This is a genomic window from Methylobacterium sp. Leaf469 (genome assembly GCF_001424745.1).
GTDB lineage: Bacteria > Pseudomonadota > Alphaproteobacteria > Rhizobiales > Beijerinckiaceae > Methylobacterium.
Genome location: NZ_LMRE01000012.1, coordinates 60,492 through 78,544 on the forward strand (window position 1 = coordinate 60,492; position 18,053 = coordinate 78,544).

Annotated in this window: 16 protein-coding genes; 6 read left to right on the forward strand and 10 right to left on the reverse strand. The window is 68.1% G+C overall.

Features of this window, described 5'->3' with window-relative positions; genetic code table 11:
- Positions 1–98: 98 nt before the first annotated feature.
- The 5 genes from ASG60_RS08135 to ASG60_RS08155 all read left to right on the forward strand — a co-directional run bounded on the left by ASG60_RS08135 (position 99) and on the right by ASG60_RS08155 (position 5,092).
- The gene (locus ASG60_RS08135; protein WP_056260476.1) at positions 99–416 is read left to right on the forward strand and encodes a DUF1127 domain-containing protein; all 318 of its coding nucleotides are present in this window, start codon (positions 99–101) and stop codon (positions 414–416) included.
- Between the two features lie 172 nt (positions 417–588).
- Positions 589–2,478 carry a monovalent cation:proton antiporter-2 (CPA2) family protein gene (locus ASG60_RS08140; RefSeq protein WP_056384947.1) on the forward strand — a complete coding sequence of 630 codons (1,890 nt, stop codon included), beginning with the start codon at positions 589–591 and terminating at the stop codon, positions 2,476–2,478.
- The gene (locus ASG60_RS08145; protein ID WP_156398839.1) at positions 2,471–3,901 is read left to right on the forward strand and encodes an MATE family efflux transporter; all 1,431 of its coding nucleotides are present in this window, start codon (positions 2,471–2,473) and stop codon (positions 3,899–3,901) included. Before ASG60_RS08140 ends, ASG60_RS08145 begins: the two co-directional genes overlap by 8 nt.
- Before the next feature lie 150 nt (positions 3,902–4,051).
- Complete coding sequence (locus ASG60_RS08150; protein WP_156398840.1) at positions 4,052–4,228, forward strand: DUF3606 domain-containing protein; 177 nt, start codon at positions 4,052–4,054, stop codon at positions 4,226–4,228.
- A gap of 117 nt (positions 4,229–4,345) precedes the next feature.
- On the forward strand, positions 4,346–5,092 hold the full coding sequence (locus ASG60_RS08155; RefSeq protein ID WP_056385280.1) for a molybdopterin-binding protein: 747 nt from the start codon (positions 4,346–4,348) through the stop codon (positions 5,090–5,092).
- A gap of 9 nt (positions 5,093–5,101) precedes the next feature.
- Here the strand turns inward: ASG60_RS08155 and ASG60_RS08160 are convergent, their stop codons facing one another.
- Positions 5,102–5,281 carry a hypothetical protein gene (locus tag ASG60_RS08160; RefSeq protein ID WP_056169726.1) on the reverse strand — a complete coding sequence of 60 codons (180 nt, stop codon included), beginning with the start codon at positions 5,279–5,281 and terminating at the stop codon, positions 5,102–5,104.
- A gap of 236 nt (positions 5,282–5,517) precedes the next feature.
- On the opposite strand from ASG60_RS08160, the gene ASG60_RS08165 reads away from it, so the two are divergent.
- On the forward strand, positions 5,518–6,402 hold the full coding sequence (locus ASG60_RS08165) for a porin family protein (protein WP_056169729.1): 885 nt from the start codon (positions 5,518–5,520) through the stop codon (positions 6,400–6,402).
- Positions 6,403–6,508: 106 nt separating this feature from the next.
- Here ASG60_RS08165 and ASG60_RS08170 read toward each other — a convergent pair whose 3' ends face one another.
- The 9 genes from ASG60_RS08170 to ASG60_RS08210 all read right to left on the reverse strand — a co-directional run bounded on the left by ASG60_RS08170 (position 6,509) and on the right by ASG60_RS08210 (position 17,583).
- Positions 6,509–6,943, reverse strand: coding sequence for a heme-binding protein (locus ASG60_RS08170; protein WP_056169732.1), 435 nt, complete (start codon positions 6,941–6,943; stop codon positions 6,509–6,511).
- Between the two features lie 248 nt (positions 6,944–7,191).
- A complete protein-coding gene (locus tag ASG60_RS08175; RefSeq protein ID WP_056169734.1) occupies positions 7,192–8,166 on the reverse strand; it encodes a CoA ester lyase in 975 nt (324 codons plus the stop codon).
- A gap of 134 nt (positions 8,167–8,300) precedes the next feature.
- Positions 8,301–11,060, reverse strand: a complete 2,760-nt coding sequence (locus ASG60_RS08180; RefSeq protein WP_056384949.1) for a phosphoenolpyruvate carboxylase — start codon at positions 11,058–11,060, stop codon at positions 8,301–8,303.
- Positions 11,061–11,356: 296 nt separating this feature from the next.
- Complete coding sequence (gene sucD, locus ASG60_RS08185; protein WP_056260480.1) at positions 11,357–12,250, reverse strand: succinate--CoA ligase subunit alpha; 894 nt, start codon at positions 12,248–12,250, stop codon at positions 11,357–11,359.
- An 18-nt stretch (positions 12,251–12,268) separates the two neighbouring features.
- Positions 12,269–13,462 carry a malate--CoA ligase subunit beta gene (locus ASG60_RS08190; RefSeq protein ID WP_056169743.1) on the reverse strand — a complete coding sequence of 398 codons (1,194 nt, stop codon included), beginning with the start codon at positions 13,460–13,462 and terminating at the stop codon, positions 12,269–12,271.
- A 249-nt stretch (positions 13,463–13,711) separates the two neighbouring features.
- Entirely contained in the window at positions 13,712–14,338 is a 627-nt protein-coding gene (fchA, locus tag ASG60_RS08195) for a methenyltetrahydrofolate cyclohydrolase (RefSeq protein ID WP_056169748.1), read from the reverse strand.
- A 3-nt stretch (positions 14,339–14,341) separates the two neighbouring features.
- Entirely contained in the window at positions 14,342–15,202 is an 861-nt protein-coding gene (locus ASG60_RS08200; RefSeq protein ID WP_056169750.1) for an NADP-dependent methylenetetrahydromethanopterin/methylenetetrahydrofolate dehydrogenase, read from the reverse strand.
- Positions 15,203–15,345: 143 nt separating this feature from the next.
- Positions 15,346–16,284, reverse strand: coding sequence for a D-2-hydroxyacid dehydrogenase (locus ASG60_RS08205; protein ID WP_056384950.1), 939 nt, complete (start codon positions 16,282–16,284; stop codon positions 15,346–15,348).
- A gap of 90 nt (positions 16,285–16,374) precedes the next feature.
- Positions 16,375–17,583, reverse strand: a complete 1,209-nt coding sequence (locus ASG60_RS08210) for an aminotransferase class V-fold PLP-dependent enzyme (protein WP_056169756.1) — start codon at positions 17,581–17,583, stop codon at positions 16,375–16,377.
- Between the last annotated feature and the right edge of the window lie 470 nt (positions 17,584–18,053).

Genomic DNA, 18,053 nt, shown 5'->3' on the forward strand with positions numbered 1-18,053 from the left:
CACTTCCTGCCGGACAATTCTGGCGAAGCGTACGGCACTGTCCCTGTCCCGAACAGCCCCCGGGCGCCAGGGTCGCGCCAGACGACGGGAGCGGGGTCATGACCGGTACGATGATACGGAATTCTGGAGGGGCGACGGTCGCGGCCCGGCAGTCCGCCGGGGACCGGGACCCTGTCCTGCACCGGGCATGGGCCGCCGCTGCCGCCGGCGTCGCAAAGCTGGCCGCCGGGGTCTCGCGCGCCGCCATCAACGCCCGGATCCTGCGTCAGCTCGGGGCCATGTCGGAGCGCGAGCTGAAGGATATCGGGCTGGTGCGCCAGGACCTGCACGATGCCGCCGCCCTGCGCCAAGACGGCGATTCCACCACCCTGCTTCTCGCCCGCCGCGAGGAACGCAAGGCCGCGCGGCGGGCCTGAGCGAGGCTGCCGATGTGGGTGCCGATTCGCACGGGGACGGCTCCGGGCCCGCATTCGGTGTCGGGGGCCGAATGGCGATCCCGGCGGAGGTGGTCTAAGACGGCGCTGCCTCAGCGTCCGTGATCGCCACGATCGGTTCGATCGGGACCGGCCATCTCCAGCCAGGACCCCCATGGCGAGCGCCGCGACCCACGTCAGCTTCCTGCCGCCCGTGCTGACGTTCCTGTCGGCGGCGGTGATCGGCGTGCCGATCTTCCGGCTCATCGGCCAGAGCGCCGTGCTCGGCTACCTCGTGGCCGGCGTGATCATCGGCCCGTTCGGCTTCTCCCTCATCGCCGAGCCCGAGACGGCGGCGAGCGTCGCCGAACTCGGCGTGGTGCTGTTGCTGTTCATCGTCGGCCTCGAACTCCAGATCTCCCGCCTTGTCTCCATGCGGCGCGACATCTTCGGCCTCGGGGCGGCGCAGCTCTTCGTCTGCACCCTGGTGCTCGCCGGCATCGGCTTCCTGTTCGGCCTGACGCCATCGGCCGCCTTCGTCATCGGCATCGCGCTCGCCCTGTCGGCGACCGCCGTCGCCCTGCAGCTCCTGGAGGAGCGCGGCGACCTCGGCACGCCCTATGGCGGCCGCGCCTTCGCGGTGCTGCTGTTCCAGGACATTTCCGTGGTGGCGATCCTCGCCCTGATGCCGCTGCTCGCCTCCACCGGGAGCGGCGGGGGCGACGGCTGGCTCCTCACCGCCCTGCAATCGACCGGCACCGTGGGCGCGGCCATCCTCGCCGTGGTCCTGGTGGGCCGTTACGGCCTCAACCCGTTCTTCGGCCTCCTCGCCGCCAGCGGCGCCCGCGAGGTGATGACCGCCGCCGCCCTCCTGGTGGTGCTCGGCACCGCCATGCTGATGGAGCATGTCGGCCTGTCCATGGCCATGGGGGCGTTCCTGGCCGGCGTGCTCCTCGCCGAATCGAACTTCCGCCATCAGCTTGAGGCCGACATCGAGCCGTTCCGCGGCATGCTGCTCGGCCTGTTCTTCATGAGCGTGGGCATGTCCATCGACGGCGGCCTGCTGAAAGCCGAGTGGCCGTGGCTGCTCGGTGCCACCGCAGGCGCCATCCTGATCAAGGTCGGCCTCGTCGCCGGCCTGTTCCGGCTGTTCGGCTCGAACTGGCTCGACGCCGTGCGCGGGGGTGCGATCCTGGCGCCGGCCGGTGAATTCGCCTTCGTGCTCCTGCCGGTGGGCGGCGAGCTCGGCCTCATCGACGGACCGAGCGGACGATTCGCCATCGCGCTCGCGGCGCTGACCATGCTGGTCGGCCCGGTGGCGGCCAAGGCCCTGGACAGCGCCCTCGCGCGCCGCCGCCGCGAACCCGACCTGACGCCCGATACCATCGAGAACACGGAAGCCCGCGTCCTCGTGGTCGGCTTCGGCCGCTTCGGCCAGATCCTGACCCAGGTGCTCCTCGCCGAAGGCATCAGCGTCACGGTCATCGACAAGGACGTGGAGCAGATCCGCTCCGCCTCGCGCTTCGGCTTCCGCATCTTCTACGGCGACGGCACCCGCCTCGATGTGCTGCGCGCTGCCGGCATCGGCCGGGTCGAACTCCTGTGCGTCTGCGTCGACGAGCCGGAGGCCGCCCTGAAGATCGTCGACATCGTCCACGAGGAATTCTCCAGCGTGCGGACCTATGTGCGGGCCTACGACCGCATGCACGCCGTGGAGCTCATGAACCGGGACGTCGATTTCCAGCTGCGGGAGACCGTGGATTCCGCCCTCGGCTTCGGCCGCGCCACCCTGGAGGGCCTCGGCGTCGCGCCCGATGCGGCCGCCGCCATCGCGGAGGACGTGCGCAAGCGCGACGTCGCCCGCCTCGTCCTGCAGCAGGCGGGCGCCCTGCCGGATGCCGCGAGCTGGATGCGCGGTGCGGCGCAGATCAAGCCCGAACCGCTCACCGAACCGCAGCGCCCGTCGCGGGCCCTCAACGCCGAGACCCGCGACATCATCGGCGCCAAGGCCCGCGAGGCCGCAGCCCATACCCTCGAAGTCCGGGACGTTCCCTCCGATGCTTGAAACGAACCCGGCGGCGGCCCGCTTCGTCAGCGGCTCGATCCTGCGCCACGTGGTGGTGATGAGCGCCACCGGGTCCGTCGGCCTGATGGCCCTGTTCGTCGTCGACCTCCTGTCGCTGCTCTACGTGTCGAAGCTCGGCGATCCGACCCTGACGGCGGCGGTGGGCTTCGCCACCATCGTCCAGTTCTTTGCCATCGCCATCAACATCGGCCTGATGATCGCCGCCGGGGCCCTGGTCTCGCGGGCCATCGGGGCCGGTGACGAAGCGGGTGCCCGGCGCCTGGCCACCTCCGGCACCATCCACGGCATCCTCGTCTCGGGCGTCCTCGTCGTGGCGATGCTGCCGTTCCTGCCCGTCTTCCTCACGGCCATCGGCGCCGATGCCGAAACCCTGCCGGTGGCGACCCGCTTCCTCTGGATCACCCTGCCGTCGAACCTCCTCATGGGGCCCGGGATGATGTTCTCCGGGCTCCTGCGCGCCGTCGGGGCCGCGCGTCAGGCCATGCTGGTGACCCTGGCCGGCGCCCTCGTCACCGCCGGACTCGATCCGCTCCTCATCTTCGGTGCCGGCCTCGGGGTGGACGGCGCCGCCATCACCACCTGCGTGGCGCGCGCCACCTTCGCCCTCGTCGGCCTGTGGGGCGTGCGCCGGTTCCGCATGCTCGCCCGGCCGCGGGTCGCCGACATCGTCGCCGACGCGCCCATCGTGTTCCGCATCGCCCTGCCGGCGGTGCTGACCAACCTCGCCCCGTCCGTCGCCAGCGCCTTCATCGCCCATGCGCTGGCGAAGTTCGGGGCCGTCGCCATCGCGGGCAACGTGGTCATCGACCGCCTCACCCCCGTGGCCTTCGGCGGCCTGTTCGCCCTCTCCGGCTCCATCGGGCCGATCCTCGGACAGAACTGGGGGGCGGGCCGGTTCGACCGGATGCGCGGTGTCCTGCGCGACGGCGCCCTCGTGACGGGAGCCTACGTCCTGGTGGTCTGGGCGGCGCTGTTCCTCGCCCGCGAGCCCTTGACGCGACTGTTCGAACTGCAGGGGGTGGCCGCCGACCTGTTCGGGTTCTTCTGCCTCGTCAGCGGCGGGGTCTGGTTCTTCACCGGGCTGCTGTTCCTGGCCAACGCCTCGTTCAACAACCTCGGCTTCCCGTTCTACTCGACGGTGCTGAACTGGGGCCGGGCCACCCTCGGCACCGTTCCGCCCGCCCTGCTCGGCGCACATCTCTACGGTCCCCGGGGCGTCATCGCGGGGGTCGGCCTCGGCTCGGTGTTCTTCGGCCTCGCCGGCATCGCCCTCGCCTTCCGCACGGTCGCCACCCTGGAGGCCCGGGCGGCCGCCCTTCCGGCCCCGGAACCGGAGGAGTCCCTGGCGAGCACGGACGCCTCCCTCGCCGCCGGACCGGCCCAGTCGGGGGTCCTCGTCTGAGGGCCGGGCGGCCCTGTGGAGGGCCGGGCGGGCCCTGTTGAAAAACCGCTGCATCCCGTCACGCGCCGGAAACAAAACCCTTCGGGCCACGTTCAGACTTCGATCTCCGACGAGACACGGAGCCAGTTCTTCCATCCTCAGGGTTTGACCATGATCGCCGATCGGATCTCCGCCCAGCCAGCCCAGAAGACCCACCTCGACATCTACGACACCCAGGCCCGCTCGAGCATGGCCACCCGCCTCGGCGTGTCCGAGGATCGCCTGCGCAAGGCCGTCCACATCGTCGGTTCGCGCATCTCCACGCTGACGAGCTACTTCCACAAATAGGTCGATCCGGCCGACGAAGGAGACGCCGGAGCGGGCGTCCCTTACTCGCGAGTGGCGGTCCGCCCGCCCCTGCCCTACGTCGATCCGGCACCGCTCCCTCAGCGCCTCCGGACCGCCATGACCGTATCCACCCCCATCACCGCCGCCATCCTCGTGATCGGCGACGAAATCCTGTCCGGCCGGACCAAGGACCGGAATATCGGCACCATCTCCGATTACTGCACGGCCGTCGGGATTGACCTGCGCGAAGTCCGCATCGTCCCGGACGAGCAGGACCGCATCGTCGAGGCCGTGAACGCCCTGCGGGCGGGCCACACCTACCTCTTCACCACCGGCGGCATCGGCCCGACCCACGACGACATCACCGCCGATAGCGTCGCCGCCGCCTTCGGGGTCTCCATCGACGTCGACCAGCGCGCCGTCGCGATGCTGCTGGAGCGGCACAAGCCGGAAGACCTCAACGAGGCCCGCCTGCGCATGGCCCGGATCCCGGCCGGCGCCGACCTCATCGCCAATCCGGTCTCGAAGGCACCGGGCTTCCGCCTCGGCAACGTCTTCGTCATGGCGGGCGTGCCGGCGATCATGCAGGCGATGCTGGATTCCATCGGACCGACCCTGGAGACGGGCGCCCGCGTCCTGTCGCACACCATCGAGGCGGGACTGCCCGAAGGCACCTATGCGGGCGCCCTCGGAGAGTTGGCCAAGGCGCATGCGGGCGTGTCCATCGGATCCTATCCGTCGATGACCCCGACCGGCTTCACCAACCGGATCGTAGTCCGGGGCAGGGACCCGCAAGCCCTCGACGCGGCCAGGGCGGATGTCGAGGCCCTGGTCGCCCGTCTGCGGGCGGACGCGGGCGCCTGACGGCGCCTGTCAGGCTCGCAACGCCGGCTTCGCCTTCACCGCTGCGGCCAGGGCCTTGAGGTGACGGTTGAGGTCGGCGATCTCGTTCAGCGCGATGGTCTTGTGGCCGTCCTTGACCGCGCGCTCGATGTCGCTGACCTGCTCGGTCGCGATACGCTTCAGTTCGGCGGCGAGTTTGTCCCGTGTCATCGTCGCTCCTGTCACGGCTCGGGGTTCTCCCGGGTGATAGCGAGATGGGCTTAACCGGGCGTTGTCGTGGCGTGAAACGGCGTTCGGCCGATGCCGATTTCGTGATCGGTGCGGGGAGCTTACGGAAGGCCCGGTCGCATTCCAGCGCTTGGTGTTGCGCCGCGGTCATAGGTGGGTGGCGCAGCCCAGGGTTAAGCTCCGCGCAGCCTTCAGCCCATCGCCGAGAACCCATTCCCATGTTCGCCAAGCTCCTCCTGGCCGGCACCGCAGCGATCCTCGCCGTGTCGAGCGCGTCCGCCGCCGATCTGCCGCGTCGTGCGGCGCCGCCGCCGGTGTTCACCGCCGTGCCGGTCTTCACCTGGACCGGCTTCTACCTCGGCACCCACAGCTCCTACGCCTTCAGCGACCGCCAGACGATCCGCACCACCGGCAACAACAACGGCACCGGCGGCATCACCAACACGCAGCTGAACGTCGCCCAGGGTCGTCGTGCAGGCACCTTCCGCTCCGAGCAGGACGGCATCGGCAACGTCGGTGGCGGCATCGGTTACAACTATCAGTTCACTCCGGGCTCGGGCTTCGTCGTCGGCGCCGCCACCGAGGTGACCTGGACCGACATCAGCAAGAGCTACAGCTACTTCGGTCCGGTCATCCCCGGCGTGAACACCGCCGCCGATCCGAGCAACCTGCGCCAGCGCCTCGACTACCTCGGCACGGTCACGGGCCGCCTCGGCTACGCGTTCGACCGGTTCCTCGTCTACGGAACCGGCGGCTTCGCCTACGGCAACGTCAACTACAGCGCCGGCTTCTTCAATCCGGCCGGCGCACTGGCCTATGCCGGCAAGTTCAACGGCATGGAGACCGGCTACGTCTACGGCGGCGGCATCGAGTACGCGATCCCCACGGACAGCTTCCTCAACCGCTTCAACTTCCTCGGCGGTCTCCTCGGCGCCAGCGCCGTGACCCTGAAGGCCGAGTACCTGCGCTACGACCTCGGCAGCCGCAACATCACCGTGAACACCACCGGCCTCACCGCCGCCACCGGCTCCTACACCTCGCGCTTCAACACCGAGGGCAGCATCGTCAAGGCCGGATTCAACTACAAGTTCGGCGGCCTCTGAGCCTGACTATCCGGCGGTCCCTCCGGATCGCCGATGCGGAAAACGACAAGGCCCCGCTCTCGCGAGCGGGGCCTTGTCCGTTGGGCGGTGTCGGAAGAGCGCCCGCTCAGGTGCGCCAGGGATGCGCCGGCAATTCCGTCGCCCCGATGGCGCTGGCACCCGCGAGGGCCACGGCGTGGTCGTTCTCCACCGTCGAGCCGCTGACGCCGATGGCGCCGGACATCTCGCCGTCCTTGTCCACGATCGGGATGCCGCCCGGGAAGGTGATCAGCCCGTCGTTGGAATGCTCGATGCCGTAGAGCGGGCCGCCGGGCTGCGACAGCGCCCCGATCTGGCCGGTCATCATGCCGAAGAACACCGAGGTCTTGGCCTTCTTGTGCGCGATGTCGATGGAGCCGACCCAGGCGCCGTCCATCCGGTAGAACGCCTTGAGATTGCCGCCGGAATCCACGACGGCGATACACATCTGGGTGCCGAGCTCGACGGCCTTAGCGCGGGCGGCCTCGATGGCCTTGTGGGCGTCTTCGATGGTCACGTGCATGGGGTTATCTCCGGTTCTTTGGAATCTCGACCGCGATGCGGGCGATCTCGTCGAAGGACATCTTTCGGATGTTGGCCGCGGGCTCCCTCTTCTGAACGGAGAGGGAGCCCGTTGCGTTCGACAGTCCTCGTGAGCTTTTCGCCGACACGGCTGAAGAGCGTGGAGCCTGACGTTTCCTATCCGACATGAGAATGGCCGCTCCTCTCGGGAGCGGCCATTCTGCATGTCGGTCGTATCGCGAGGAAACCTTACTTCGCGCTCATCGCGTTGGCCTTCTCGATCAGCGCTTCGGCCATGCGGATCGAGGCGATGTCGATGAGGCGGCCGTCGAGGGAGACGGCGCCGCGGCCGGCCTTGGCGGCCTCTTCCATGGCGACCAGGATGCGGCGCGCCTTGGTGACCTCGGCCTCGGACGGGGTGAACACGTCGTTGGCGAGATCGATCTGCGACGGGTGGATCGCCCACTTGCCCTCGAAGCCGAGGGCCGCGCAGCGCTTGGCCGCCGAGACGTAGCCGTCGGGATCGGAGAAGTCGCCGAAAGGACCGTCGATGGGGCGCAGGCCGTAGGCGCGGCAGGCGACCAGCATGCGGTTCTGGGCGAACAGCCACGGGTCCTGCCAATGGGTCTGGCGGTTACCGGCCTCGTCCTTGTCGGTGAGCACCGAGAAATCGGGGTTCACACCGCCGATGACCTGGGCGCGGGCGCGGGTCGAAGCGGCGTAATCGGCCACACCGAACGACATGGCTTCGAGGCGCGGCGAGGACTGGGCGATGGCCTCGACGTTGGCCATGCCCAGCGCCGTCTCGATGAGAACCTCGAAGCCGATCTTCTTCTCGCGCTTCTTGGCCTGCTCGATCTGGGTGGTCAGCACGTCGATGGCGTAGACGTCGGCGGCGACGCCGACCTTGGGGATCAGGATCATGTCGAGGCGCGGACAGGCTTCGACGATGTCGACCACGTCGCGGTACATGTAGTGGGTGTCGAGACCGTTGATGCGGATCATCATGGTCTTGGTGCCCCAGTCGATCTCATTGAGCGCCTGGATGATGTTCTTGCGGGCCTGCTCCTTGTCGTCGGGGGCGACGGCGTCCTCGAGGTCGAGGAAGATCACGTCGGCCTTCGAGCTGGCGGACTTTTCCATGAAGGTCGGGTTGGAACCCGGAACGGCGAGCTCCGAGCGGTGAAGGCGGGGTGTCGCCTGCTGGATCAGGGTAAAGCTCATGGGTGTTTCCTTCCTCTGGGGGTGGTGTTCTGGCCGATGATGCAACGCGGCGACGCGTGGCACCAGACGGAGGGGTGTGCGCTCGCGCGCGGTCCGAAGGCCAAGAACGGCCCCCGGTATCCTGGTGAAACCTCTCAGCCCGTCGCGCCGAAGCCGACGGCGATGCAGTTGATGGACAGCAGCAGGGCGGATTTCACCGCCTCGCGCTTGTCCTCGTCCTCCTCCGCGCGGAAGCGGCGCAGGAGCTCCACCTGCTCGCGGCTGACCTGATTGATGGTCGGCAGGCGCCCGTTGAGGCGATCGCGGAACAGGGGGAAGCGCGCGGCGAGTTCGGAGTCGCCACTGACCCGCAGACACATCTCCCGGGTGAGCGCGTACTCGGCCTCGATGAGCGGAAAGATGCTGTCGCGGGCGCCCGCGTCGGGGACGAGGCCGGCGTAATCCCGGGCGATCTCGAGATCGACCATCAGCAGGGTCTTCTCGACCTCGTCGAGGATGAGACGGAAGGGCTTCGATTCGGCGAACAGGCGCTTGAGCTGCGCTTCGCCCTGCGCCCCACGCACGTCGAGGAAACTCTTCAACCCCGACCCGACCCCGTACCATCCGGTGATGACGTGACGGTTCTGGGACCAGGCGAACACCCACGGGATCGCCCGCAGATCCGACAGGGACCGCGCACCGAAGCGCCGGGCCGGGCGCGAGCCGATGTTGAGGAGCGCGATCTCGTCCAGCGGGCTCGCGGCACCGAAATAGGTGACCAGATCCGGGTGCTGGATCAGGTTGACGTAGGCCGCGCGCGAGGCGCCGGACAACGCCTCCAGGCAATCGTCGAACTCGTTGCGGGGGATCTTCGCGGCTTCCCGCTCGGATTTCAGGGCGTGTTCGAACACCGAGGAGGCGAGAAGCTCCATCTGGTAGGCGGCGGTGCCCCGGTTGGCGTACTTGAACGAGACGACCTCGCCTTGCTCCGTGGTGCGGAACCGCCCGTTGATGGAGCCCGGCGGCTGGGCCGCGATGGCCCGCGCGGTGGGCGCCCCGCCGCGGCTCACGGAGCCGCCGCGGCCATGGAAGAATGCGATGGGGACGCCCGAGGCCTTGCCGAGGTCGGTGAGCTTGCCCTGCGCCTTGTACAGCTCCCAGTTCGAGGCGACGAAGCCGCCGTCCTTGTTCGAATCCGAGTAGCCGATCATCACCTCTTGCACCCCGCCCTGCCAGCGGGTCGAGCGGCGCACGACGGGGATCCCGAAGAGCTCCTTCATGATGGCCGGGGCGGCGCGCAGGTCGTCGATGGTCTCGAACAGGGGCACGATGGGTAGGCAGCAGATCTCGGTACCGGCGGCGTCGAGGAAGTTGCCGGCCTCCTTGGCGAGCAGGTAGGCGCCGAGGATGTCGGGCACGGAGCGCGTCATCGACAGGACGAAGGAGCCGAAGGCCTCACGGTCGAGCTGCTCGCGCATCTCGCCCACGAGCGCGAAGGTCTCCAGGGTCTCGCGAGCGTCGTCGGGCAGCCCCTCGAACGAGCGCTCACCCTTGCGGGGCTTCGCAAGCTCGTCGAGGAGCCACTTCTTCCACTCGGGCGAGTCGAGGTCCGGCGGCGTCTTGTTCTGGCCGTTGGCCTCGGCCCACAGGGCATGAAGCGTCTTCGTCGTGCGCGTGGTGTTTTCGCGAAGGTCGAGTCGGACCGTCGAGAATCGGAAGATCTCGACCATGCGGCGTACGGGGCGCACGAGGTCGGTGGCCAGCGATGGGCATTTCGCGTCGGCCAGCCCCTGCTCCAGGGTGCGCAGGTCGTTGATGAGGGTGTCGGCGCTCGGATAATCCGGGCCGGTGGAACGCTGGCCCTCGTTGCGCCGGATGGTGGCCTCCAGCTTGCGCAGGATGCAGGTGAGGAACTGGCGATAGGCCTCGCCCGGGTTGCGGCTGGCGATGGCGCGGCCGTCGCCGCTCTCGGCCAGGAGCTGCGCGAGTTCGGCCTTGAATGTCGCCGGCACCGGAAGCGAGCGCTCGGTGAGCGACAGAGTGCGGCCCAGCGCCGTGACGCCGTCGCGGTACCGCCGGAGCGACGCCAGGGCGTTGCGCTGCAGGGTGGCGCGGGTGACCGACGCGGTGACGTAGGGGTTTCCGTCGCGGTCGCCGCCGATCCACGAACCGAACTGGAAGAACGGCGGCACCTCGAACTTCTCGTCCGGATAGTACTGCGCCAGGCTCTCCTCCAGGGAGTAGAGCACCTCGGGCAGCATCTCGAACAGGGTCTCGTCGAAGAAGTGCAGGCCCCAGGCGACCTCACGCTCGACGGTGGCCTTCTCGAGATGCAGTTCGCCCGTCATCCAGACGAGCTCGATCTGGTCGCGCAACTCGTTCATCAGGCCGTTGCGCTCGCGCTCGGTCCAGCGCGGCAATTCGAGCTCGCGCAGCACGAGATAGATGCGGCGGAACTTCTCCAGCACGGTGACGCGCTTGCCCTCGGTGGGGTGGGCCGTGATGGTCGGGCGAATGCGCAGGTCCTTCAGGAGACCGTGGATCTCCGGCGCCTTGATGCCGTTCTGGGCGGCCTCGGCCAGGACGGCATGGAAGCTCCCGCTCAACGCCTCGCGGCCCTTGGTGCGCTCGACCTGCCGGCGCCGGCGCATGGCGGCGTTCTGCTCGGCGATGGACAGCAGCTGGAACCAGATGCCCTGCACCTGAAGCGCGCGGGCGAGGAGCTCGGGCGAGAAGTCGGAGATGTTGGCGCGGCCGTGCAGCACGTCCTCGAGTTCGGGCTCGTGCCGGCGCGCCACTTCCACGAGGGCGCGGAACAGGATGTCGAGGGCCTCCTTCGACGAGGTGCCGGTGATGACCGGCGGCGCGAAGGTGTGGTCGATGGGGCCGACCGGGGCGTGAAGGGTATCCGTCATGGACAAGGCCACCTCGAAAGGAGTTTGTGCCGATCGACCGCGACGGAGGCGTTCGATGGGGGTGCGGCCGACCCGGTAGCATGGGACCGGCCGCCGGAACGATCAAGGGTCGGTTTTTTTGGGCATGACCGCCGACGCGGGTTCCTTCACCCCTCTGCGGGAGAAGGTGGCCCGCGAAGGGGGTCGGGCCGGGACGAAGTCCCACAAGAGGGGTGTACCCCGTTCGAAGAGGTCGCTCCCCTCTCCCGGCCACTCCGCGCCCACCCTTCCCCGCAGAGGGGGGAGGGTTCATGCGCTCACGCCGCCAGCTTACGCATCACCTGCGCCACCGTGGAGCCGAACTCGCCGGGGCTCGGGGCCACGGTGAGGCCGTAGGAGCGCATGATCTCGGCCTTCTCGGCGGCCGAATCGCCGGTGGCCGAGATGATGGCGCCAGCGTGGCCCATGCGGCGACCCTTCGGCGCCGTGAGGCCGGCGACGAAGCCGATGACGGGCTTCGACATGTTCTCCTTGATCCAGGCGGAGGCTTCGGCCTCCTGCGGGCCGCCGATCTCGCCGATCATCAGGACGGCCTTGGTCTCCGGGTCCTGCTCGAACAGGGCGAGGTGATCGAGGAAGGACGAGCCGTTGATGGGGTCGCCACCGATGCCCACCGAGGTGGTGATGCCGATACCCTCTTCCTTCATCTGCGCGGCGGCCTCGTACCCGAGGGTGCCCGAGCGCGAGATCACGCCGACATTGCCTTTCAGGTAGATGTGGCCGGGCATGATACCGAGCATCGACTTGCCGGGCGAGATGATGCCGGCGCAGTTCGGGCCCACCACCATGGTGCGCTTGTCCTTGGGGTAGCGTCGGAGATACCGCTTCACCCGCATCATGTCCTGGGCCGGAATGCCGTCGGTGATGGAGCAGATGAGGGCGAGGCCCGCATCCGCGCCTTCCATGATGGCGTCGGCTGCGAAGGGCGGGGCCACGAAGGTGATGGAGGTGGTGGCACCCGTGGCCTCCACGGCCTCCTTGACGGTGTTGAACACCGGCACGCCGAGATGGGTCTTGCCGCCCTTGCCGGGAGTGACGCCGCCGACGACGTTGGAGCCGTACTCCATCATCTCCTTCGCGTGGAAGGTACCCTTGTCGCCCGTGATGCCCTGAATGATGATCGGGGTCTTCTCGTCGATCAGAATGCTCATGACGTATCCTCCCCGTTCTCAGTTGGCGCGCGCGGCCGAGCCGGCCTTGGCGGCAGCGCAGGCCTCGACGGCCTTGGCGGCGGCGTCGGACAGGCTGTTGGCGGTGATGAGGTCGAGGCCGCTCTCGGCCAGGATCTTCTGACCGGCCTCGACGTTCGTGCCGGCGAGGCGGACGATGAGCGGTACATCGATCTTCACCTCCCGCGCCGCCTGGATGACGCCTTGGGCGACCCAGTCGCAGCGGTTGATGCCGGCGAAGATGTTGACGAGGATCGCTTTGACGTTGCGGTCTGAGAGGACGAGGCGGAACGCCGTCGCGACGCGATCAGGGCTGGCACCGCCACCCACGTCCAAGAAATTCGCCGGTTCGCCGCCCGCGTGCTTGATCATGTCCATGGTGGCCATGGCCAGACCGGCGCCGTTGACGATGCAGCCGATCTCGCCCTCGAGGCCGATATAGGAGAGGTTGTGCTCGGCGGCCTGGGCCTCGCGCGGGTCGCCCTGCGAGGGATCGTGCATGTCGGCGATGTTGCGCCGGCGGAACATGGCGTTGTCGTCGAAGGACATCTTGGCGTCGAGGGCCAGGACCCGGTCGTCCTTGGTGACAACGAGGGGGTTGATCTCCAGCATGGTGCCGTCGCAATCGCGGAACGCCCGGTAGGCGTTCATGATCGTCTTCACGGCGGCCGAGACCTGGCGGATGTTGAGGCCGAGCTGGAACGCGATCTCGCGGGCTTGGAATTGCTGCAGGCCCACCGCCGGCTCGACGACCACCTGGATCAGGGCCTCGGGCTCGTTGGCGGCGATCTCCTCGATGTCCATGCCGCCGCGCTGGGAGGCGATGACGCGGACCCGCTCGGCCTTCCGGTCGAGGACGTAGCCGAGGTAGAGTTCACGCTCGAACGGGTCGGCGGTCTCGATGTACACGCGCTGCACCGGCTTGCCCTCGGGACCGGTCTGCAGGGTGACGAGGCGCTTGCCGAGGAGGTCCTTGGCGGCATCGCGGACCTCGTTGTAGGTCCGGCACAGCTTGATGCCACCGGCCTTGCCGCGGGCACCGGCGTGGATCTGCGCCTTCACGGCCCAGAACGAACCGCCGAGCTCGGTGGCGGCGTAGACCGCCTGATCGGGGCTGAAGGCCACCGCGCCCTTGGGAACCGCCACGCCGAAGCCAGCGAGCAACTCCTTGGCTTGGTACTCGTGAACGTCCATGTGCGATCTCCTCGACGTTTCCTCGGGGCGGACCTTCTCGTAAATTTCACTTCGCGAAAAGGGTCTTGCCGTTTATATTTTTTTACATTCTCGTTGAGTCTGCCTTGAAGGCAGTTGGAATGCTTCTGGATTTCAGCAAACGCGACGACTCACCTTGGCGTTAGGGTCGCGGCGTCAAGCTTTGCGTGAAGTAATCCCCCGCGTTCTTTTGTGCGATGCGGAACGATCGGCGTCCCGCATCGCGAAGGATCAGTTCACCTTGGCCTTCACGATCTCGTAGATCGACTCATTGAGCGGACCAGCCGAGCCCAGCAGGGTCTCGAGTTCCTGGAGACGCGCGTCGGCGAAGGCACGGTCGTCCAGGCCCTTGGCGTTGACGTAGACGTTGAGCGCCGCGCTGCGCAGGCCCGCATGGGCGGACAGCACCGCGACACCGGCATCGGAGATGACGTTGAGGTTGCCCTTGTCGGCGACGGGCTGGGCGAGGTCGATGACCTTGCGGCAGGCCCGGCAACACTCGAGGGGCACGTCCGTGGCCACCTTGAGGGCCGCCTGGATCTTCTCCGCCCGCGCAGCCTTCTCCTCGTCCGTCGCCTTTGGCAGCGCGTAGGCGCCCATCACCGCGTCGAAGGCCGCCACATCGTCGGCGATCATGCGGGTGAGCTCGGCCCGGAGCGCCTCGGATTGTCCGAGGATCTCCTTCAGCTCGCCCTCCACCTCGACGTACTTCTTCTTCCCGATGGTGAGGTTGCACACCATGCTGAGAAGTGCGGCCCCCATGGCGCCGTGGATGGCGGCGGCACCGCCGCCGCCCGGGGTCGGGGCCGAGCTCGCGAGCCCGTCGAGGAAGGTCTGGATGGTCGCGTCGGCAGCCATGGCTCAGGCCATCTTCTTGGCGAGGGCGTAGATCTCCTCGGCGTCGAGGACCTGCTCGGTGCTGTCGAAGAGCTGGCCGACGCAGGCGCGGTGGAGCTTGAGCTTCAGGCCGCCGATACCGAGGGCCCCGAACACCTTCTTGCCGTGGCGTTCCTTGCCCTTGTCCATGGCGTCGATGCCACCGAAGCCGAGGGGCGGCTGGGCGTTGTAATCGGCCACGAACTCGATGCTGGCCTCGTCCTTCCAGTCGGCTTCCGACAGGAGCTCGATGCCGATGGCGCCGGCGGAGAACACGAGGTTCTGGCCCTTGACGATGGCGGCGCGAGAGGCGGCGTCCGGAGTCGCGGCGGCCGAGATCTCGACCTTGAAGCGCTTGTTGATCTGGTCCGCGGCGGCTTGGGCCTTGTCGAGGGAGCGACCGCACAGGATCACGGTGGCGCCTTCCTGGGCCAGGAGCGCGGCCGAGCGCATGCCGACGGGGCCGGTACCGGCGAGCACGACGGCCTTCTTGCCCTGGAGCGAACCGGCGGCCTTCTGCACCAGTGCGACGCCAGCGGCGGCGGTGGTGTTGGAGCCGTTGGAATCGAGCATCACCGAGACGCGGAACGGGCCGAAGAAGCGCTTCTTGACCGCGTTCAGCACCGCCTCGCCGGCCGCCATGCTGCCGCCGCCGACGAAGATCGCCGTGGACTTCTTCTCGGAGCCGCCGCGGGTATAGATCGTGCCGTCGACCAGGGCGCCGACGTTCTCGGGCGTCACGTTGCCGTAGCCGGTGATGTGATCGGCGCCGCCATCGTAGCCGACGACCACGTCGAACACGCTCGGCACGGCATCGGTGTCGAATTGGAACAGCAGTTTTTTCATTTTTGTCGATCCCTATGCTTGTCCGCGCTCGGGCGCGGTTGGCGTTTGATTCTGAATTCTCGTCTCGTCACCGGAGGGCACGCCGGGCTCCCTCTCCAAGAAGGAGAGAGAGCCCGCGCCCATCCATCGGCAAGGCCGGCGACCTAGACCACGTTCTGCGGCTTGCCGGCGACGAAGGCCTCGACGTTGTCGACGAGCTGGTCGGCCAGAATCTGCATGGCCTCCTTGCTCGCCCACGCCACGTGCGGGGTCACGATGAGGTTCGGAAGGTCGAGCTCGCACAGGATGTTGCCGTTCTTGGGCGGCTCGGTCATCACCACGTCGAAGCCCGCGCCTCCGATGGTGCCGTTCTGAAGGGCCTCGGCCAGGGCCTCCTCGTCGACGAGGCCGCCGCGCGCGGTGTTGATAATGAGCGCGTGCTTCTTCATCTTTGCGAGCTGTTCGCGGCCGATCATGTTGCGGGTCTCGGGCGTCAGCGGCGCGTGCAGCGTGATGACGTCGGACTGGGTGAGGATGGTCTCGAAATCGACCAGCCCCTCCTGGGGGAACACGTCGTAGGCGATGACCTTCATGCCGAGCGCTTCCGCCCGCTTGGCGATGGACTTGCCCAGCGCCCCGTAGCCGACGATGCCGAGCGTCGACCCGGCGATGTCGTGGATCGGATAGTCGAAGTAGCAGAACTGGGTGGATTTGGCCCAGTCGCCCCGGCGAACGGAATTGGCATAGGGCACGATGGCCCGGCGCAGGGCGAAGATCAGGCCGATCACGTGCTCGGGCACGGTGTTGAAGGCGTAGTTGCGGATGTTGACGACGGTGATGCCGCGTTCCTTGGCGACCGCCTTGTCGACCACGTCGGTGCCGGTGGCGGCGACGGCGATGAGCTTCAGGTCGGGCAGCTGCTTCAACACGTCGGCGCGCATCGGCACCTTGTTGATGAGGGCGATCTCGGCCCCCTTCAGGCGCTCGACGATCTCCTCGGGCGTCCAGGTCGACTCGTACTCGACGTAATCGTGCGGAAAATTGAATTCCCGAACCTTGGCGTCGAGGGACTCGCGGTCGAGGAACACGATCTTCTTCGTCATGGAAGCCCTCAGGTCGCTCCGGCCGAACCGCCGGCAGCAGCGTGGTCGATGGGGTCGCCGGGGCGAAGGATCGCCCCGGCGATTGTCGGATCAGGCCTTGGCCAGGGGGTTCTCGCGCAGGTAGCTCGACGCGGCGGCGACACCGGAACCGGGCGTGACCTTCACGCCGTGGTCGAGCATGGCCATCTCGGCACCCGCGATGGCGCCGAGCAGCGACAGCTCGTTGAGGTCGCCGACGTGACCGATGCGGAACACCTTGCCGGCGAGCTTGTTCAGGCCGGCGCCGAGCGCGAGGTTGTAGCGGACATAGGCGTGCTTGATGATCGCCGCGCCGTCGATCCCCTCGGGCACCACGATGGTGGTGACCGTGTCGGAGTTCCACTTGGGCTCCTTGGCGCAGGTCTTCAGGCCCCAGGCCGCGACGGCCTGGCGGGTCGCCTCGCCGAGCACGTGATGACGGTGGTAGACGTTCTCGAGGCCTTCCTCGTTGAGGCAGGCCAGGGCCTCGCGCAGGCCGTAGAGCAGCGGCAGCGACGGGGTGTAGGGGAAGTAGCCGGCCGGGTTCTGCTTCTGGTGGTCGGCCCAGTCGAAGTAGACGTGGGCGAGGCGGTCGTTCTTGCCGGCCGAGGCTTCGGCCGCCTTGAGGGCCTTCTCGCTGACGCAGATCACGCCGAGGCCGGCGGGCAGCATCAGGCCCTTCTGGGAGCCGGCGATGGCGCAGTCGACGCCCCACTCGTCCATCTTGTAGGGGAGCGAGCCGACCGACGACACGCCGTCGACGAACAGCAGGGCCGGGTGGCCGGCCGCGTCGATGGCCTTGCGCACGGCGCCGATATCCGAGGTCACGCCCGTGGCGGTCTCGTTATGGACGACCATGACGGCCTTGATCTCGTGGTTCTTGTCGGCGCGCAGGGCCTCGCCGATCTTCTCCGGGTCCGCACCCGTGCCCCACTCCTCGTCCTGCACGATGACGTCGAGGCCGAGGCGCTCGGCCATGTCGACCCAGAGCAGGCTGAACTGGCCGAAGCGCGCGGTCAGCACCTTGTCGCCGCGCGACAGGGTGTTGGTGAGCGCCGATTCCCAGATGCCGGTGCCGGAGGCCGGGAACAGGAAGATGGTGCCCTTGGTCGAGCCGAACACCGCCTTGGTGTCCTCGAACAGGGGCTTGGTCAGGGCGGGGAAGTCCACCGAGCGATGGTCCTCGGACTGCACCACCATCGACCGCAGGACGCGATCGGGGATGTTCGTCGGGCCAGGAACGAAGAGGTGGTTGCGACCCGGCCGTTTCGTTGCTGCCATGATGATGTCTCCGGTTCTCAAAGAAGTGCGCGCGATCCGTGCGACACACCTGGTTCAGTGACGGAAGATCTGCCCGTTTGGGCCGCCCTTCCGGGTGGATCGATGACGAGAGGCCGGCCCGGTTCAGGCAGCCGTCTCGGGTGGGCAGGCTCCTACGCGCTCGCGGACCCGCCGGAAACCCGGTCGGGCCCACTTACCCTCAGGCGATACTTGCCCTCAGGTAATGCTTACCCTCAGGCAGCCGACCCCGGAGGAGCCGGCCTCATGACGGAGACCCCGATCCCGTCGGGAGCGAGGCACCGTGCTGTCGATGGGCTGCGGGCGCTCGAGACCTGCGCCGCGATGCGCGGACGCATCGAAACGCGCGGACAGCCGTGAAACGGGTCCGACGATCTCAAGCCGTTCTCCAGGCCGGGGCGCGCTCGCGAAACCGCGCTTCCCCAGGCCGTGCAGGCGCCATCCTGCCCCGT

What these genes read in the sequence shown, in the direction of transcription:
- ASG60_RS08190 (WP_056169743.1), bottom strand. Translation starts at nt 13,462, where the DNA reads ATGGACGTTCACGAGTACCAAGCCAAGGAGTTGCTCGCTGGCTTCGGC.
- ASG60_RS08175 (WP_056169734.1), bottom strand. Translation starts at nt 8,166, where the DNA reads ATGAGCTTTACCCTGATCCAGCAGGCGACACCCCGCCTTCACCGCTCG.
- fchA (WP_056169748.1), bottom strand. Translation starts at nt 14,338, where the DNA reads ATGGCTGCCGACGCGACCATCCAGACCTTCCTCGACGGGCTCGCGAGC.
- ASG60_RS08140 (WP_056384947.1), top strand. Translation starts at nt 589, where the DNA reads ATGGCGAGCGCCGCGACCCACGTCAGCTTCCTGCCGCCCGTGCTGACG.
- ASG60_RS08165 (WP_056169729.1), top strand. Translation starts at nt 5,518, where the DNA reads ATGTTCGCCAAGCTCCTCCTGGCCGGCACCGCAGCGATCCTCGCCGTG.
- ASG60_RS08160 (WP_056169726.1), bottom strand. Translation starts at nt 5,281, where the DNA reads ATGACACGGGACAAACTCGCCGCCGAACTGAAGCGTATCGCGACCGAG.
- sucD (WP_056260480.1), bottom strand. Translation starts at nt 12,250, where the DNA reads ATGAGCATTCTGATCGACGAGAAGACCCCGATCATCATTCAGGGCATC.
- ASG60_RS08205 (WP_056384950.1), bottom strand. Translation starts at nt 16,284, where the DNA reads ATGACGAAGAAGATCGTGTTCCTCGACCGCGAGTCCCTCGACGCCAAG.
- ASG60_RS08170 (WP_056169732.1), bottom strand. Translation starts at nt 6,943, where the DNA reads ATGCACGTGACCATCGAAGACGCCCACAAGGCCATCGAGGCCGCCCGC.
- ASG60_RS08200 (WP_056169750.1), bottom strand. Translation starts at nt 15,202, where the DNA reads ATGAAAAAACTGCTGTTCCAATTCGACACCGATGCCGTGCCGAGCGTG.
- ASG60_RS08155 (WP_056385280.1), top strand. Translation starts at nt 4,346, where the DNA reads ATGACCGTATCCACCCCCATCACCGCCGCCATCCTCGTGATCGGCGAC.
- ASG60_RS08180 (WP_056384949.1), bottom strand. Translation starts at nt 11,060, where the DNA reads ATGACGGATACCCTTCACGCCCCGGTCGGCCCCATCGACCACACCTTC.
- ASG60_RS08210 (WP_056169756.1), bottom strand. Translation starts at nt 17,583, where the DNA reads ATGGCAGCAACGAAACGGCCGGGTCGCAACCACCTCTTCGTTCCTGGC.
- ASG60_RS08135 (WP_056260476.1), top strand. Translation starts at nt 99, where the DNA reads ATGACCGGTACGATGATACGGAATTCTGGAGGGGCGACGGTCGCGGCC.
- ASG60_RS08145 (WP_156398839.1), top strand. Translation starts at nt 2,471, where the DNA reads ATGCTTGAAACGAACCCGGCGGCGGCCCGCTTCGTCAGCGGCTCGATC.
- ASG60_RS08150 (WP_156398840.1), top strand. Translation starts at nt 4,052, where the DNA reads ATGATCGCCGATCGGATCTCCGCCCAGCCAGCCCAGAAGACCCACCTC.